We start from the raw sequence: 15,212 nt of genomic DNA, 5'->3' as shown, positions 1-15,212 counted from the left end.
GTCCCTCAGACCGGCTTCTTACCGAAGACACGGATGTATTCGGCGACGCCGCCCTTGGCGAGCGCCTTGGCCTGCTTCACCCAGTCGTCGCGCTCGATGCCGCCGCGGAAATTGAGATAGCCGTCGACCCATTCGCGCTCGGCCTTCTTCCAGGAGGCGACCTGCGCGAAGGTGTAGATGCCCAGCGAATGCAGGGTTCCTTCGATCTTCGGGCCGACGCCGGAGATCAGCTTGAGATCGTCGACGGTGGCAGGTCGCTCGATGCCGGCCGGCCGGTTCTTGTCGTCCAGCGAAGGCTTCGCCGTCTTGGCGACGGGCTGCTTGGTTTCCGGCACCTTGAAAGCCGTGGCCGGTTCGGCCTTCGTCTTCGGCCCGCTGCGCGGCTTGGAAACGGCCTCGACTTCCGGAGAAGCCTGATTGGCGTTGGCAGCCGAATGGCGCGGCGCCCTGACGCTGGCGCCGTTCTCGGTGGCCGAGGCGACCTTGACCGGCGACGGCGTGTTGAGCGCCGGGCTGGTTTCAGCCGCATGGGTCTTCGGCTTGCTGGATTTTGACGGTCCGACCGGGCCTGAGGCGGCCGGAGCCGGCGCCGAACTTGCAGGCGCAGCGGGTGCCGGGGCTACCGCGGGAGCAGCAGCCGGCGCCGACGCGAGAGCTTCCTTGGCCGCTTTCGCCGCCGCCTTGGCTTCCTTGTCGCGCGTCGACTTCAGGATCGCCTTTTCGCTGGTCAGCGTCGTCAGCCCGGTAGCCGGCTCGGACCCGTGGCGGCCGTTCTGCGGGCCAGGCTTCACCTCGGCGCCCTTGCCGGCATCGTAGAGATCGATGATCTCGGCCAGCCGCTCAGGCGTCAGGTCCTCGAAAGTGTCCTTGAAGATCATGACCATCGGCGCGTTGACGCAGGCGCCGAGGCATTCGACCTCCTCCCACGACAGCGTGCCCTTGTCGTTGGTATGGAACTGGTCGTGATGGATTTTCGAACGGCACACATCCATCAGCGCTTCGGAGCCGCGCAGCATGCAGGGTGTGGTGCCGCAGACCTGGATATGGGCGCGCGTGCCGACCGGATTGAGCTGGTACTGCGTGTAGAAGGTCGCGACTTCGAGGCCACGGATGCGCGGCATGCCAAGCATGTCCGAAATCGTCTCGATCGCCGCTTTGGTGACCCAGCCTTCCTGCTCCTGCGCGATCATCAGCAGCGGGATGATGGCCGACTGCTCGCGCCCCTTCGGGTATTTAGCGATCCACTGCTGGGCGGCTGCCGCGTTCGCCTCGCTGAAGGCGAACGAGGCTGGCTGGAGGCTGGCTTCTGCAAGACGGCGGACTGACATTTAGCGATCGACCTCACCAAACACGATGTCGAGGGAGCCAAGCACGGCGGTGACGTCGGCCAGCATGTGGCCGCGGCACAGGAAATCCATGGCTTGCAGATGCGCGAAACCAGGCGCGCGCAGCTTGCAGCGGTAGGGCTTATTGGTGCCGTCGGAGACCAGGTAGACGCCGAACTCGCCTTTCGGCGCCTCGACGGCCGCATAGACCTCGCCGGCCGGCACGCGATAGCCCTCGGTATAGAGCTTGAAGTGATGGATCAGCGCTTCCATCGAGCGCTTCATCGCGGCGCGCTTCGGTGGCACCACCTTGCCGTCGAGATTCGACACCGGGCCGGCGCTTTCCTTGCCGAGCAAGAGATCGACGCACTGGCGCATGATCTTGGCCGACTGGCGCATCTCTTCCATGCGCACAAGGTAACGGTCGAAGCAGTCGCCGTTCTTGCCGATCGGAATGTCGAAATCCATCTCGGAATAGCATTCATAGGGCTGCGATTTGCGCAGGTCCCAGGCGGCGCCCGAGCCGCGCACCATCACGCCCGAAAAGCCCCAGGCCCAGGCGTCGGCCAGCGACACCGTGCCGATATCGACATTGCGCTGCTTGAAAATGCGGTTGCCGGTCAAGAGCGCGTCGAGATCGTCGATCGACTTCAGGAACGGGTCGATCCACTTGCCGATGTCCTCGACCAGCTTCTGCGGCAGGTCCTGGTGCACTCCGCCCGGCCGGAAATAGGCCGCATGCATGCGCGAGCCCGAGGCGCGCTCGTAGAACACCATCAGCTTTTCGCGCTCGACGAAGCCCCAAAGCGGCGGCGTCAGCGCGCCGACATCCATCGCCTGCGTCGTCACATTCAAGATGTGCGACATGATGCGGCCCATCTCGGAATAGAGCACGCGGATCAGTTGGCCCCGCTTCGGCACCTCGACGCCGAGCAGGCGCTCGGCCGCAAGCGCGAAGGCATGCTCCTGGTTCATCGGCGCGCAATAATCGAGCCGGTCGAGATAAGGCACGGCCTGCAGATAGGTCTTGGCCTCCATCAGCTTCTCGGTGCCGCGATGCAGCAGGCCGATATGCGGGTCGACGCGGTCGACCACCTCGCCATCCAGCTCCAGCACCAGGCGCAAAACGCCATGCGCCGCAGGATGCTGCGGACCGAAGTTGATGTTGAAGTTGCGGACGGAGGTTTCAGCCATGGGTCGCCCTACTACTTCGCCTTCTCATCCCCGGGAAGGACGTAATCCGTTCCTTCCCACGGGCTCAAGAAGTCGAAGTTTCTGAATTCCTGCTTCAATTCCACCGGCTCATAGATGACCCGCTTGGCCTCGTCGTCGTAGCGAACCTCGACGAAACCGGTCAGCGGGAAATCCTTGCGCAGCGGATGGCCTTCGAAACCATAGTCGGTGAGAATGCGGCGCAGGTCCGGATGGCCCGAAAACAACACGCCGTAAAGGTCGTAAGTCTCGCGCTCGAACCAGTCGGCACCGGGATAGACGCCGGTCAGCGACGGCACCAGCGTCTCCTCGTCGGCCTGGACCTTGAGCCGGATGCGCACATTCTGCTTCGGCGACAGAAGGTGATAGACGACATCGAAGCGCTTGGCGCGCGAGGGATAGTCGGCGCCGCAAATGTCGACGATCGAGATGAACTGGCAGCGCGGATCGTCGCGCAGGAAGGTGGCCACCTCGATAAGATTGCCCGGCTCGACCGGCACCGTCAGCTCGCCATAGGCAAGCACGGCTTCGCCGATGCGGCCGGAGAGCTTCTCGCCGAGATAGGTGGAGAGTTCGTTCAACGCCAGGGTCATCGGCTCACCGCTCGATCGTGCCGGTGCGGCGGATCTTCTTCTGCAGAAGGAGAATGCCGTAGAGCAGCGCTTCCGCGCTCGGCGGGCAGCCGGGCACATAGATGTCGACCGGCACGACGCGGTCGCAGCCGCGCACCACCGAATACGAATAGTGGTAGTAGCCGCCGCCATTGGCGCAGGAGCCCATCGAGATGACGTAGCGTGGCTCCGGCATCTGGTCATAAACCTTGCGCAGCGCCGGCGCCATCTTGTTGGTCAGCGTGCCGGCGACGATCATGATGTCGGACTGGCGCGGCGACGCGCGCGGCGCGACGCCGAAACGCTCCGAGTCATAGCGCGGCATCGAGGTGTGGATCATTTCGACCGCGCAGCAGGCGAGGCCGAAGGTCATGAACATCAGCGAGCCGCTGCGCGCCCAGGTGATCAGCGCTTCGGTCGAGGTGACAAGAAAACCCTTGTCGGCCAGCTCATTGTTGATTTCGAGGAAGAAGGGATCGTCTTCCCCTACCGGCCTGCCGGTGTTGGGGTCGATGATGCCCTTGGGCTTCGGCGCGACGAGGGTGCCTGAACTGTCGTTCAATCCCATTCCAGCGCTCCTTTTTTCCATTCATAGGCAAAACCGATGGTCAGCACCGCCAAGAAGACCATCATCGACCAGAAGCCGAGCATGCCGAGCTTCGAGAAGGACACCGCCCACGGGAACAGGAAGGCGACCTCGAGATCGAAGATGATGAACAGGATCGACACCAAGTAGAAGCGGATGTCGAACTTCATGCGGGCGTCGTCGAACGAGTTGAACCCGCATTCATAGGCGGAAAGCTTTTCCGGGTCGGGATTGCGGTAGGCCACCAGGAACGGAGCAACGATGAGTGCCAGACCGACGATCATCGCCACGGCGATGAACAGCACGATAGGCAGGTACGAACTTAGGAGTGCGCTCATGCGGCGACTTTCCTTCGGTGGGGGCAGTTCATTTTGATTACAGCAACGAACTCTAATGCGGAAGCGTGACAGATTAACCGCTGAACCGTTTTAACGGGCCCATGCTGCAACGCGGCGAGGGTTAGCGCAGCGGTTTCGGTGACGCAAGTCAAACCTTGTTCAAATCGCGGCCCTGGACGGCTTATCGGAAGAAACTGGTCCGATCCGCTCCTGTTTGATTTCCTTCGCTTTTTACTCCACTTTTCTCTCCTGACATATCTCCCGCCATTTGCCTGCTAGCATGGCCGGAATCACGGCTGAAGATCTAACGGACGATCGGGGCAAGGACACCTGATGAAGGACAAGATTTCGCTGGCCATGGCGAGGCGCATTGCGCTCGGCGCGCAAGGGTTCAACGACCCTCGCCCCGCAGGAGTTCCGGATCGCCGGCACCTTGCCCGGGTGCTTTCGCGAACCGGCCTTCTGCAGATCGATTCCGTGAGCGCGGTGGTGCGCGCGCATTATATGCCGCTCTATTCGCGTCTCGGCCCCTACCCGCTTACGCTGCTCGACAATGCCGCGGTCACCCGCAAGCGCGCCGTGTTCGAATACTGGGCGCATGAGGCGTCGTTCCTGCCCGTCGAGACCTATCCTCTGATGCGCTGGCGCATGCAGCGCGCCGAGCAGGGCGACGAGATGTATCTCGGCCTGGCGAAATGGGGCCGTGAACGCAAGGAAATGATCGACGAGATATATAGAGAGGTCGCTGATCGCGGTCCGATCGCCGCCTCCGATATCGATGGCCACAAGGGCAATGGCGGCTGGTGGGGCTGGAGCGAGGCCAAACACGCGTTCGAATGGCTGTTCTGGGCCGGACGCATTACGACCGCCTACCGCCGCGGCTTCGAACGCTATTACGACCTGCCCGAGCGCGTTTTGCCGCAGGCGGTGCTCGACCTTCCCGTACCCTCGGTCGAGGACGCGCATCGCGAATTGCTGCGCATCTCAGCCCGCGCCCACGGTATCGCCACCTATGGCGACCTGCGCGACTATTTTCGACTCGCGCCGGGCGACACGAAGGACCGCATCGAGGATTTGGTCGATGCCGGCGAATTGCTGCCGGTGAAGGTCGAAGGCTGGGACAAGACCGCCTATCTCCACAAGGACGCCCGTTCCCCGCGCCGGATAGAGGCGCGCGCCCTGCTCGCCCCCTTCGATCCCGTCGTCTTCGAACGCACCAGGACGGAGAAACTCTTCAATTTCCGCTACCGCATCGAGATCTACACGCCGGCCGAAAAACGCCAATATGGCTACTACGTTCTGCCCTTCCTGCTCGGCGATCGGATCGTCGCCCGCGTCGATCTGAGAGCTGACCGCCCGGCCAGCATCTTGCGCGTCCACGCCGCCTATGCCGAGGCCGGCGCCCCGCCCGAAACGGCCGCCCAGCTTTTCGATGAGCTGAAGCAGATGCAGGGCTGGCTCGGCCTGGAGTCGATCGAAGTGACGCCGGCCGGCGACCTCGGACCGGCGCTGGCCGACATCAAGGTGTCGTAGCTGCGCGTTGACAGGGACCTAACCGTAAGCCTAAATCCTGACCCAGACGGTCTTCTCCCGGCAAAGGGAGGAGCCAAGAGGGAATGCGGTGCGGGCCAACACCCAAATCCGCGGCTGTCCCCGCAACTGTAAGCGACGAGCCTCTGCCGAAAACCACTGGGATGTTCCCGGGAAGGCGGCATTCAGGGCGACGACCCGTGAGCCAGGAGACCTGCCGTCTGAGACTTTAAGTATCCGAATACCCGGCGGGTTTTCCGGGCAAGGAGCATGGTTTTGGATCGCAACGGCAGTTTCCCGGCAAACAGTGCGGATAATCCGTCCGAGCCCGACGCTTTGGCCGGTGTGACCGTCATCGTCTGCTCATCCTGCCGCGACGAGACGGGTTCGGATGCGCATCCGCGCGCCGGTGCACTGCTTGCCGAAGACACGCGTCGGGCTGCCTCCGGCGAAAAGATCAGCATCCGTACCGTCGAATGCCTCGGCAACTGCAAACGCCGGCTGAGCGCCGTGCTGCTGCGCGACGGCTGCTGGAGCTACGTCTTCGGCGATCTGAACACGACCAGCGGCGCTGATCTCGTCGCCGGCGCAAAGCTCTTCGCCACCTCGACCGATGGCCTCATCCCCTGGCGCGGCCGGCCCGATTCCCTCAAGCGCGGCCTGGTTGCCCGCATCCCCCCTCTCGACATGCTGAAGGACTGACCATGACCGCATCCGTTTCCCGTGTTCCCTGCACCGTCGTCACCGGCTTCCTCGGCGCCGGCAAGACGACGCTGATCCGCAATCTGCTCGAGAACGCCAAGGGCAAGCGGCTGGCGATCATCGTCAACGAGTTCGGCGATGTCGGCATCGACGGCGAGATCCTGAAAGGCTGCGGCGTCGACTCTTGTCCGGAAGAAAACATCGTCGAGCTCGCCAATGGCTGCATCTGCTGCACGGTTGCCGACGATTTCGTGCCGGCGCTCGACCAGATCCTGTCGCTCAACCCCAAGGTAGACCATATCCTGATCGAGACCTCGGGCCTCGCTCTGCCGAAGCCGCTGGTGCAGGCATTCCAGTGGCCGACGGTGAAGAGCCGCGTGACGGTCGACGGCGTCATCGCCGTGGTCGACGGCCCGGCGCTCGCCGACGGCCGCGTCGCCTCCGATATGGATGCGTTGCAGGCGCAGCGTGCAGCGGACGATTCCCTCGACCATGACGATCCGGTCGAGGAGGTGTTCGAGGACCAGATCGCCTGCGCCGACCTGATCATCCTGTCGAAGAGCGACCTGATGGATGCGGCGGGCTCCGCCCGCGCCAACGCCGTCATCGGCGAGCATGTCGCGCGCGCCGTCAAGGTCGTGCCGACAGCGCAGGGCAAGGTTGACCCGTCCGTGCTGCTCGGCCTCGGCCTTGCGGTGGAGGACGACATCGAGAACCGCAAGACCCATCACGACGACGAGCTCGACCATGAGCATGATGATTTCGATTCCTTCGTCCTCGACATTCCGTCGATCGCCAATCCCGACGAGCTGGCCAAGCGCGTCGCCATTGCCGCCGAGCAGGAAAACGTGCTGCGCGTTAAAGGCTTCGTCGAGGTCGGCGGCAAGCCGATGCGGCTTCTGCTGCAGGCCGTCGGCCCACGCGTGAACCACTATTACGACCGCGCCTGGACAGCCGATGACGACCGCCGCTCGCGGCTCGTCGTCATCGGCCTCAAGGGGCTGAACCGCCCGGCGATCGAGCGTATCCTCGCCGGCTGAGGCAAATCCGGACTCCGATGCACATCCTCGCCACCACATCCGCTTCGCTCGACGATCTCGCCGAGCCGATCGACCTCAGGCAGACGCCTGCGGATGTCGTGGCATTGTCTTTCACCGACAGCGATCTCGCCGGCCTTGCCACGGCCTGGAAGGCGGATGCGGCGCGGCTGCCTTCGATGCGGTTGGCGGCGCTGCGCGACCTTCGCCACCCGATGTCGGTGGACCTGTGGATCGACAGCGTCGCCCGCCACGCCCGGGTCATCCTCGTCCGCATCCTCGGCGGCTATGACTGGTGGCGCTATGGCTGCGACCAACTCGCCGCGGTGGCGCGCGAACGCGGCATCAAGCTGGCATTGCTGCCCGGCGAAAGCCATGACGAGGACCTGCGGCTGATCGAAGGCTCAACCCTACCGCGCGCCGAGCTCGACGCCCTGCTCGGCTATTTCCGCGAAGGCGGCCTGCCCAATATGCGCGCGCTGGTGCAAAGGCTGGCAAGGTTGGCGGGGTCGGATGCGGCCGTGGCCGAACCGGTCAGCGTGCCGAAGGCGGGGCATTATGAGCCGGGATTGGGAGTTGTCGAAAAGCCTACACTTTCAAAGGTCGGCGATCCTTCGCACCCCCCTCTGTCCTGCCGGCCCCCGCAAGGGGGAAGATCAGCCGTCATCGACCGTGGCGCCTCTTCTGCTAACTCAACAATAGAACACATTGCAGCATCCGCGATTGGCGAAACCATCGACGGCAGCTCAATCTCCCCCCTTGCGGGGGAGATGTCCGGCAGGACAGAGGGGGGGGCGACAGAACTCGACGCTGACAACCTCAGCACCCCGGTCATCCCCATCCTCTTCTACCGCTCGATGCTGCTTGCCGCCGACGTAGGGCCCATCGACGCACTCGTTGACGCCCTGTGTTCGCAAGGCCTGGCCCCCATACCGATCTTCGTCTCCAGCCTCAAAGATCCGGCATCGCTGGCCTTCGTCGAGAATGCCGTCGCAACATTGAACCCCGCCGCCATCGTCACCGCCACCGCTTTCGCCTCCGGCGCGGAACCCGGCGCCGAGACCCTGTTCGACCGCGCCGGCGTGCCCGTCTTCCAGGTCATCGTCGCCACCACCAGGCGCGAGGTCTGGGAAAAGAACCAGCGCGGCCTGGCGCCCGCCGACCTCGCCATGCATGTCGTGCTGCCCGAGCTCGACGGCCGCATCCTCGCCGGCGCGATCTCCTTTAAGGGCGAGGTCGAGACCGATCCGGCGCTGGCCTTCCGCGCCTTCGCCAACCGGCCCGAGGCGGACCGCGTGGCGCAGGTGGCCAAGCGGATCGCCGCGTTTATCCGCCTGCAGCGGACGAAGCGGGCGGAGCGCAAGCTCGCGATCCTGATCCCTGATTATCCGAGCGCGCCCGGACGTACAGGTTATGCCGTCGGGCTGGATGTGCCCTCCAGCGTGCTTGCGATGCTGCATGACCTGAAGGAACAGGGCTATGCGGTTAAGGGGATTCCGCAATCGCCGCGCACGTTGCTGGATGCGCTGCAGGTGGGTGGGCACTGCCTCTCGGGAGGGGACTACTCCGCCTTTTCAGCCGAACTGCCGGAAGCAGCGCGAGCTTCTGTTGAGGCCGCGTGGGGCAAGGCAGACGGGATCGGTTCGCGCGAGGCACCCCCCTCTGGGCCAGAGGGGGGTGTTCAAGCGCCGACCTCGGTAACCTTCCCCTTCCGCGCCGCGACATTCGGCAACGTCACCGTGGCGCTGGCCCCCGACCGCGGCCGCTCGGCCGACCGCCGCGCCGACTATCACGACCCGACGCTGCCGCCGCGCCACGAGCTGATCGCTTTCGGCCTCTGGCTGCAGAAATCGCTCGGCGTGCATGCCATCATCCATGTCGGCGCGCATGGCACGCTGGAATGGCTGCCGGGCAAGACGGTGGCCCTCTCCGGAACCTGCTTCCCGGAGATCGTCACCGGATCGCTGCCCGTCATCTATCCATTCATCGTCTCCAATCCGGGCGAGGCGGCGCAGGCCAAGCGCCGCATTTCGGCCGTCACCCTCGGCCATCTGCCGCCGCCGCTGACCGGCGCCGGCCTCGACGAGGCGCAACAGAAACTCGAGCGGTTGGTCGACGAATATGCGCAGGCCGACGGCCTCGACCGCCGCCGTCGCGACCGTCTGGCCAAATTGATTGTCGAGACGGCGCAAAAGACTGGCCTTGCGTCCGAAGCCGGCGTTGCCGGCACAGACGCTCCTGACGAAGCGCTGCGCCGCATCGACGCCTGGCTCTGCGACCTCAAGGATTTCGCCGTCAAGGACGGGCTGCATGTCTATGGCCGCGCGCCGGAAGACGAAGCCGACCCGCTGCGCCGGCAAAGCGCGGCGGCCGAAAAATCCAACCTGCTCGCCGCGCTCGATGGCCGCCATATCAAGGCCGGCCCTGCCGGCGCCCCGGCGCGCGGTCGCTCCGATGTGCTCCCCACCGGCCGCAACCTCTTCACCTCCGATCCGCGCACAATGCCGACGCCAACCGCCTATGACCTCGGCCAGGCGGCGGCGGAGGAAGTGGTGCGCAGCTATATGCAAAGCCATGGCGACTGGCCGCGCTCGCTGGTCATCGACCTCTGGGGTTCCGCCTCGTTGCGCACCGGCGGCGAGGAGATCGCGCAAGGTCTGGCGCTGATGGGCTGCCGGCCGCAATGGGATGCCGCCACCGGCCGCGTCACCGGCATCGAGGTGCTGCCGCCGGCCACGCTCGGCCGCCCGCGCGTCGACGTCACCTGGCGCATCTCCGGCCTGTTCCGCGACATGTTCCCGACCCAGATCGCGTTGATCGACGCCGCTGCCAACGCGGTCGCCAGCCGCGACGAGGACGATACCGAGAACCCGCTCGCCGCAGCGACGCGCGCTCAGGGGAAGATCAGCCCGCGCATTTTCGGCACCTCGCCCGGCACCTATGGCGCCGGCGTCGAGGACCTGCTGTCGCGCGGCGAATGGGGCGCGCGCGAAGAGATCGGCCGCGCCTATCTCGACGCCACCTCGCACGCCTATGCCGGCGCCGATGGCGAAGCGATCTCGGCGCCCGGCGCTTTCGAAGGCCGCATCGCCGAAGCCGATCTCCTCGTCCACACCGGCGATGACCCTGGCCGCGACATCCTTGAAGGTTCGGCCGACGTCGCCTTCATCGGCGGCTTTTCGGCCGCCCTTGCAGCACTTGGCAGGAATGCCGACGTCATCGTGCTCGACACGACCGACCCGAAAAAGCCGAAGCCGCGTTCGGTCGGCGAAGCGGTATCGCGCGTGGTTCGCGCCCGCGCGGTCAACCCGCGCTTCATCGCCGGCCAGATGCGCCACGGCCCGCGCGGCGCCTCCGAATTCGCCGAGACGGTCGACCGTCTGGTCGGCTTCGCGGAGACTACCCATGCCATTTCGGGCGCGCTGATCGAGGCCGTTCACGACGCCTATGTTGGCGATCCGGACGTCCGTGCCTTCCTGCTGCGCGAGAATCCGGCGGCTGCCAAGGTCATCGCCGAACGGTTCCTCGCCGCCCGTCGGCGCGGCCTGTGGCACCCGCTGCGCAACTCCATCGACGACGACCTCGCGGCCTTGATTGCCGAGGCCCAGGCAGGTGGAGTGGCGGCATGAACGCGTTTTCGCGCCGTGGCGCTTGCCCTGCTCTAAGCGCGCCGATGCAGACCGGCGACGGGCTGCTGGTGCGGCTCAACCCAGTCGCTGGAGGAATTTCGCCCAAGTCGATGATCGGTCTCGGCGAATCCGCCTTGCGCCACGGCAACGGCATCATGGAGGTGACGGCGCGCGGCAGCCTGCAGATTCGTGGTTTGACGGCCGAAAGCGCCCGGTTGCTGGCGGACGAAGTGGATGCGCTGGGCATCGCGGTGCGCACCGGAGTGCCGGTCGAGACGGGGCCGCTGGCTGGGATCGATCCGGAAGAGAACGCCGATCCGCGCCCGCTGGCTGAGCAGATCAGGGCGGCGATCGGGGAAGCCGGGCTGACGGCAAGGCTGGGGCCGAAGGTGTCCGTGGTTGTCGATGGCGGCGGACAGCTTACGATGGATGCCGTGACGGCCGATGTAAGGCTGAAGGCTGTATGGGCTGGCGATGATGTTCTTTGGAGCCTGTCGGTTGCCGGCGACGAGCGCAGTGCAAGGCCGCTCGCGACGGTCGATGCTGATGCTTCCCGCGACATTGCTGTGGCGGCGTTGAGGATGGTGGCTGAGCGAGGTCGTGAGGCCCACACAAGAGATTTGTCTGAGAGACAACTCAATTCACTCGCACGATGGCATTCCGTCACACCCCCCTCTGTCCTGCCGGACATCTCCCCCGCAAGGACAGAGGGGGGTGTGAAGAAACGCCAGCCTAAGATCCATCCCATTGACACCTTCGCTCTCACGGGCGGCGACGCCCTCGGCATCGCCCTGCCCTACGGCAGCATGCCGGCGCAAAACCTCATTGACCTCGCCGCGCAATCCGCAAACCTCGGCGCCACCGAAATCCGCCTTGCCCCAGGTCGCGCCTTGCTCTTCCTCGGCCTCTCCGCCTCCTCCTTGCTCAAAGCCTCCGCCGCCGCGCTCGGCTTCGTCACCGACCCGGCCGACCCGCGCACCCGCATCGCCGCCTGCCCAGGCGCGCCGGCCTGCGCGTCCGGCCGCATCGCCACCCGCGCCATCGCCGAAACCATCGCAAAGGAAAGCGCGGACCTTCTCGATGCCTCGTTGACCCTACACATCTCCGGCTGCGCCAAGGGCTGCGCGCATCCCGGCACCGCCGCGCTCACCCTGGTCGGCGACGAAAACGGAGCCGGACTTGTCGTGGACGGGACGGCAAAGGCTCTTCCTGCCGCGTACAGGCCGGGCTATGACGCCGCGCGCGGGGTCGCCGGCATTCTTGCCGCGATCCGCGACGGACGACATCAGGGCGAAACCGCCGCCTGCCTGAAAAGACTTGGCGCGGCCAGCATCGCCGAACTCTATCGACGGAACCAGTGAATGGCCGCCTACGACTATATCCATGACGGGACGGCGATCTACGAGCGCTCTTTCGCCATCATCCGCGCCGAGGCGGATCTGTCTCGCTTCTCGGAAGCGGAGGCCGATGTCGCGATCCGCATGATCCATGCCTGCGGCCAGGTCGAAGCCGCCAGCCATTTCGTTTTCTCCGATGGTTTCGTCGACGCCGCCCGCACCGCGCTCGCCGCCGGCGCGCCGATCTTCTGCGATGCCGAGATGGTGGCGCACGGCATCACCCGCGCCCGGCTGCCCGCCGGCAACGAGGTGATCTGCACGCTGCGCGATCCGCGCACGCACGACATCGCCAAGCAAATCGGCAACACGCGCTCGGCCGCCGCGATCGACCTCTGGGGCGAGCTCATGGCCGGCTCTGTCGTTGCCATCGGCAACGCGCCGACCGCGCTCTTCTATCTGCTTGAGAAGCTGCGCGACGGCGCGCCGAAGCCGGCCGCGATCATCGGCATGCCGGTCGGCTTCGTCGGCGCCGCCGAATCCAAGGATGCGCTGGCCGAGAACTCCTATGGCGTGCCCTACGCCATCGTGCGCGGCAGGCTGGGCGGCAGCGCCATGACCGCCGCCGCGCTCAATTCTCTGGCGAGGCCCGGCCTGTGAACGCGATCATGAAAGGCCGTCTGGTCGGCGTCGGCACCGGCCCCGGCGATCCGGAGCTTCTGACGCTGAAGGCAGCGCGCGCGCTGGCCGAGGCCGACGTCGTCGCCTATTTCGCCAAGCGCGGCAACAACAGCAATGCGCGCGCCATCGTCGAGGCGCGCTTCCGGCCGGACATGATCGAGCTGCCGCTGCTCTATCCGGTGACGACGGAAATCGACAAGGATGACGACGACTACCGCTCGCAGATCACCGATTTCTACGAGCAGTCGGCCGAGCAGGTGGCCGACCATCTCGGCGCCGGCAGGATGGTGGCGGTGCTGTCGGAGGGCGATCCGCTCTTCTACGGCTCCTACATGCATCTGCATGTGCGCCTGGCGCATCGTTTTCCGACCGAGGTCATCCCCGGCATAACCGCCATGTCCGGCTGCTGGTCGGCCACCGGCCTGCCGATCGTCCAGGGCGACGACGTGCTGAGTGTGCTGCCCGGCACGATGAGCGAGTTCGAGCTGACCCGTCGCCTCGCCGACACCGACGCCGCCGTTATCATGAAGGTCGGCCGCAACCTGCCAAAGATCCGCCGCGCGCTGGAAGCCACCGGCAAGCTGGCCAAGGCCGTCTATGTCGAGCGCGGCACCATGCCGGGCAGCGTCTCGATGCGGCTCGCCGAAAAATCGGACGACAGGGCGCCCTATTTCGCCATCGTGCTGGTTGCCGGCTGGTCGGCCCGCCCAGGGGCCCCTGGGGCAAAGCCATGAGCGGCCGCCTTACCGTCATCGGTCTCGGACCCGGCAATGCCGATCAGGTCACGCCGCAGGCTGCCACTGCCGTCGCCGAGGCTTCCTTCTTCTATGGCTACAAGCCCTATCTCGACCGGCTGGAGCTGCGGCCGGACCAGACCCGCATCGCCTCCGACAACCGTGAGGAACTCGCCCGCTCGAACGAGGCGCTGGCCAAGGCTGCCGAGGGACACAACGTCGCCGTCGTCTCCGGCGGGGATCCGGGCGTTTTTGCCATGGCCGCCGCCGTATGCGAGGCGATCGAAGCCGGCCCTGAAGAATGGCGTGCCATCGACATCTCGGTTGTCCCGGGCGTGACTGCGATGCTGGCCGTAGCCGCCCGCATCGGCGCGCCGCTCGGCCATGATTTCTGCGCCATCTCGCTCTCCGACAATCTGAAGCCGTGGGAGCTGATCGAGCTGCGCTTGTTGGCGGCGGCCGGGGCCGGCTTCGTCATCGCGCTCTACAATCCCATCAGCAAGGCTCGCCCCTGGCAGCTTGGCCGCGCCTTCCAATGCCTGAAGGCGGTGCTGCCCGGCACCACGCCGGTGATCTTCGGCCGCGCCGCCGGCCGGCCCGACGAGCGTATCGAAGTCTCTCTGCTGGCGGATGCCGATGCGGCAAAAGCCGACATGGCGACCTGCATCATCATCGGCTCGCCGGAAACCCGCATCATCAAGCGCGGCGAAAAACCAGCGCTGGTCTACACCCCGCGTTCTGCAACGGGGTCGAAATGATGATCGACCTTTGCCGCCAGCGCATCGACGGTCTCAGTCGAAGGAACGTCCGGCAAAGACGGTCGGCGGATCATGATCACCTCGATACCAAGCGCCCGCGCAGCGGCGACCTTGCCATAGGTCGCCTCGCCGCCGCTGTTCTTCGAAACGACGGCATCGATGCCGTATCTCTCGAGCAATGCCCTTTCGTCCGCTTCCGGAAACGGTCCGCGCGCCAGCAAGTAGAGCGCATCGGGCACGCCAAGCTCCGGCTCGACCGGATCGACGCTGCGGATCAGGTAGCGGTGCTGCGGAGCGGCCTCGAACGCGCCCGCCTCCTGCCGGCCGATCGCCAGGAAGACGCGACGCGGCGCCGTGCCGAGCGCACGTGCCGCCTCGGTGACATTGTCAACCAGCGTCCAGCGATCACCCGTCACGGGTTCCCAGCCGGGACGGCGCAGCGCCAGGATCGGCACGTCCGTCTGCCTGGCCGCTTCGGCGGCATTGGTCGAAATACGCGCGGCGTATGGATGCGTGGCGTCGATCAGCAGATCGATATGTTCCTCGCGAAGATGGGCAGCCAGCCCATCTGCGCCGCCAAAGCCGCCGACACGCACCGGCACGCCTTGCGCGACCGGGCTTTCAGTGCGGCCGGCCAGCGACAGCCTGACCGAAAAATCGTCGCGACGGGCGAGCTTCCCGGCCAATTGCCGGGCTTCCGTCGTTCCGCCGAGGATCAGAATATGGTGGGTCATC

Annotated in this window: 14 protein-coding genes and 1 riboswitch; of the genes, 8 read left to right on the top strand and 6 right to left on the bottom strand. The window is 65.7% G+C overall.

Translation table 11 applies throughout. The annotated features are described in order from the left end of the window. Positions 1-5: 5 nt before the first annotated feature. The 5 genes from LB528_RS07660 to LB528_RS07640 are packed head-to-tail and all read right to left on the bottom strand — an operon-like array spanning position 6 to position 4,072. Positions 6-1,328, bottom strand: a complete 1,323-nt coding sequence (locus LB528_RS07660) for an NADH-quinone oxidoreductase subunit E (RefSeq protein WP_224714400.1) — start codon at positions 1,326-1,328, stop codon at positions 6-8. Further along, positions 1,329-2,519 carry an NADH-quinone oxidoreductase subunit D gene (locus LB528_RS07655; RefSeq protein WP_224516290.1) on the bottom strand — a complete coding sequence of 397 codons (1,191 nt, stop codon included), beginning with the start codon at positions 2,517-2,519 and terminating at the stop codon, positions 1,329-1,331. It abuts the gene before it with no gap. A gap of 11 nt (positions 2,520-2,530) precedes the next feature. Beyond that, positions 2,531-3,130, bottom strand: coding sequence for an NADH-quinone oxidoreductase subunit C (locus tag LB528_RS07650; RefSeq protein WP_224714399.1), 600 nt, complete (start codon positions 3,128-3,130; stop codon positions 2,531-2,533). A gap of 4 nt (positions 3,131-3,134) precedes the next feature. Then, complete coding sequence (locus tag LB528_RS07645) at positions 3,135-3,716, bottom strand: NuoB/complex I 20 kDa subunit family protein (RefSeq protein WP_015317338.1); 582 nt, start codon at positions 3,714-3,716, stop codon at positions 3,135-3,137. Continuing rightward, positions 3,707-4,072 carry an NADH-quinone oxidoreductase subunit A gene (locus tag LB528_RS07640; RefSeq protein WP_040982049.1) on the bottom strand — a complete coding sequence of 122 codons (366 nt, stop codon included), beginning with the start codon at positions 4,070-4,072 and terminating at the stop codon, positions 3,707-3,709. The genes LB528_RS07645 and LB528_RS07640 overlap by 10 nt, the downstream gene beginning before the upstream one ends. Positions 4,073-4,405: 333 nt before the next feature. On the opposite strand from LB528_RS07640, the gene LB528_RS07635 reads away from it, so the two are divergent. The 8 genes from LB528_RS07635 to LB528_RS07600 all read left to right on the top strand — a co-directional run bounded on the left by LB528_RS07635 (position 4,406) and on the right by LB528_RS07600 (position 14,477). Continuing rightward, positions 4,406-5,605: a winged helix-turn-helix domain-containing protein gene (locus LB528_RS07635; RefSeq protein WP_224516292.1), complete on the top strand. Its 1,200-nt coding sequence runs from the start codon at positions 4,406-4,408 to the stop codon at positions 5,603-5,605. Positions 5,606-5,635: 30 nt separating this feature from the next. After that, positions 5,636-5,839: riboswitch (cobalamin riboswitch) on the top strand. Between the two features lie 39 nt (positions 5,840-5,878). Next, entirely contained in the window at positions 5,879-6,304 is a 426-nt protein-coding gene (locus LB528_RS07630; protein ID WP_224516370.1) for a DUF1636 family protein, read from the top strand. A gap of 2 nt (positions 6,305-6,306) precedes the next feature. Next, positions 6,307-7,344: a cobalamin biosynthesis protein CobW gene (gene cobW / locus LB528_RS07625; RefSeq protein ID WP_224516293.1), complete on the top strand. Its 1,038-nt coding sequence runs from the start codon at positions 6,307-6,309 to the stop codon at positions 7,342-7,344. Between the two features lie 17 nt (positions 7,345-7,361). Beyond that, positions 7,362-10,970 (top strand): cobaltochelatase subunit CobN, encoded by a 3,609-nt coding sequence (gene cobN, locus LB528_RS07620; RefSeq protein WP_224714398.1) that lies wholly within the window; start codon positions 7,362-7,364, stop codon positions 10,968-10,970. Then, entirely contained in the window at positions 10,967-12,331 is a 1,365-nt protein-coding gene (gene cobG / locus LB528_RS07615; protein WP_224714422.1) for a precorrin-3B synthase, read from the top strand. The genes cobN and cobG overlap by 4 nt, the downstream gene beginning before the upstream one ends. Then, complete coding sequence (locus LB528_RS07610; protein ID WP_224714397.1) at positions 12,332-12,964, top strand: precorrin-8X methylmutase; 633 nt, start codon at positions 12,332-12,334, stop codon at positions 12,962-12,964. 8 nt (positions 12,965-12,972) lie between these two features. Beyond that, positions 12,973-13,719, top strand: a complete 747-nt coding sequence (locus LB528_RS07605; RefSeq protein ID WP_263487061.1) for a precorrin-2 C(20)-methyltransferase — start codon at positions 12,973-12,975, stop codon at positions 13,717-13,719. Continuing rightward, positions 13,716-14,477, top strand: coding sequence for a precorrin-3B C(17)-methyltransferase (locus LB528_RS07600; RefSeq protein WP_224714395.1), 762 nt, complete (start codon positions 13,716-13,718; stop codon positions 14,475-14,477). The genes LB528_RS07605 and LB528_RS07600 overlap by 4 nt, the downstream gene beginning before the upstream one ends. On the opposite strand, the gene LB528_RS07595 is transcribed toward LB528_RS07600, so the two are convergent. Beyond that, positions 14,444-15,211 carry a cobalt-precorrin-6A reductase gene (locus LB528_RS07595; RefSeq protein ID WP_224516299.1) on the bottom strand — a complete coding sequence of 256 codons (768 nt, stop codon included), beginning with the start codon at positions 15,209-15,211 and terminating at the stop codon, positions 14,444-14,446. The genes LB528_RS07600 and LB528_RS07595 overlap by 34 nt on opposite strands. Position 15,212 lies beyond the last annotated feature (1 nt).

The sequence above is a fragment of the Mesorhizobium sp. CA4 genome (genome assembly GCF_020165075.1).
Lineage (GTDB): Bacteria > Pseudomonadota > Alphaproteobacteria > Rhizobiales > Rhizobiaceae > Mesorhizobium.
Note: the sequence above shows the minus strand (reverse complement) of the source record. Positions and strands in the feature narration are given on the sequence as shown.

Excerpts from the sequence above, each read along its gene's own strand:
- LB528_RS07660 (WP_224714400.1), bottom strand. The coding sequence starts at position 1,328 with ATGTCAGTCCGCCGTCTTGCAGAAGCCAGCCTCCAGCCAGCCTCGTTC.
- LB528_RS07655 (WP_224516290.1), bottom strand. The coding sequence starts at position 2,519 with ATGGCTGAAACCTCCGTCCGCAACTTCAACATCAACTTCGGTCCGCAG.
- LB528_RS07650 (WP_224714399.1), bottom strand. The coding sequence starts at position 3,130 with ATGACCCTGGCGTTGAACGAACTCTCCACCTATCTCGGCGAGAAGCTC.
- LB528_RS07645 (WP_015317338.1), bottom strand. The coding sequence starts at position 3,716 with ATGGGATTGAACGACAGTTCAGGCACCCTCGTCGCGCCGAAGCCCAAG.
- LB528_RS07640 (WP_040982049.1), bottom strand. The coding sequence starts at position 4,072 with ATGAGCGCACTCCTAAGTTCGTACCTGCCTATCGTGCTGTTCATCGCC.
- LB528_RS07635 (WP_224516292.1), top strand. The coding sequence starts at position 4,406 with ATGAAGGACAAGATTTCGCTGGCCATGGCGAGGCGCATTGCGCTCGGC.
- cobW (WP_224516293.1), top strand. The coding sequence starts at position 6,307 with ATGACCGCATCCGTTTCCCGTGTTCCCTGCACCGTCGTCACCGGCTTC.
- cobN (WP_224714398.1), top strand. The coding sequence starts at position 7,362 with ATGCACATCCTCGCCACCACATCCGCTTCGCTCGACGATCTCGCCGAG.
- cobG (WP_224714422.1), top strand. The coding sequence starts at position 10,967 with ATGAACGCGTTTTCGCGCCGTGGCGCTTGCCCTGCTCTAAGCGCGCCG.
- LB528_RS07610 (WP_224714397.1), top strand. The coding sequence starts at position 12,332 with ATGGCCGCCTACGACTATATCCATGACGGGACGGCGATCTACGAGCGC.
- LB528_RS07605 (WP_263487061.1), top strand. The coding sequence starts at position 12,973 with ATGAAAGGCCGTCTGGTCGGCGTCGGCACCGGCCCCGGCGATCCGGAG.
- LB528_RS07600 (WP_224714395.1), top strand. The coding sequence starts at position 13,716 with ATGAGCGGCCGCCTTACCGTCATCGGTCTCGGACCCGGCAATGCCGAT.
- LB528_RS07595 (WP_224516299.1), bottom strand. The coding sequence starts at position 15,211 with ATGACCCACCATATTCTGATCCTCGGCGGAACGACGGAAGCCCGGCAA.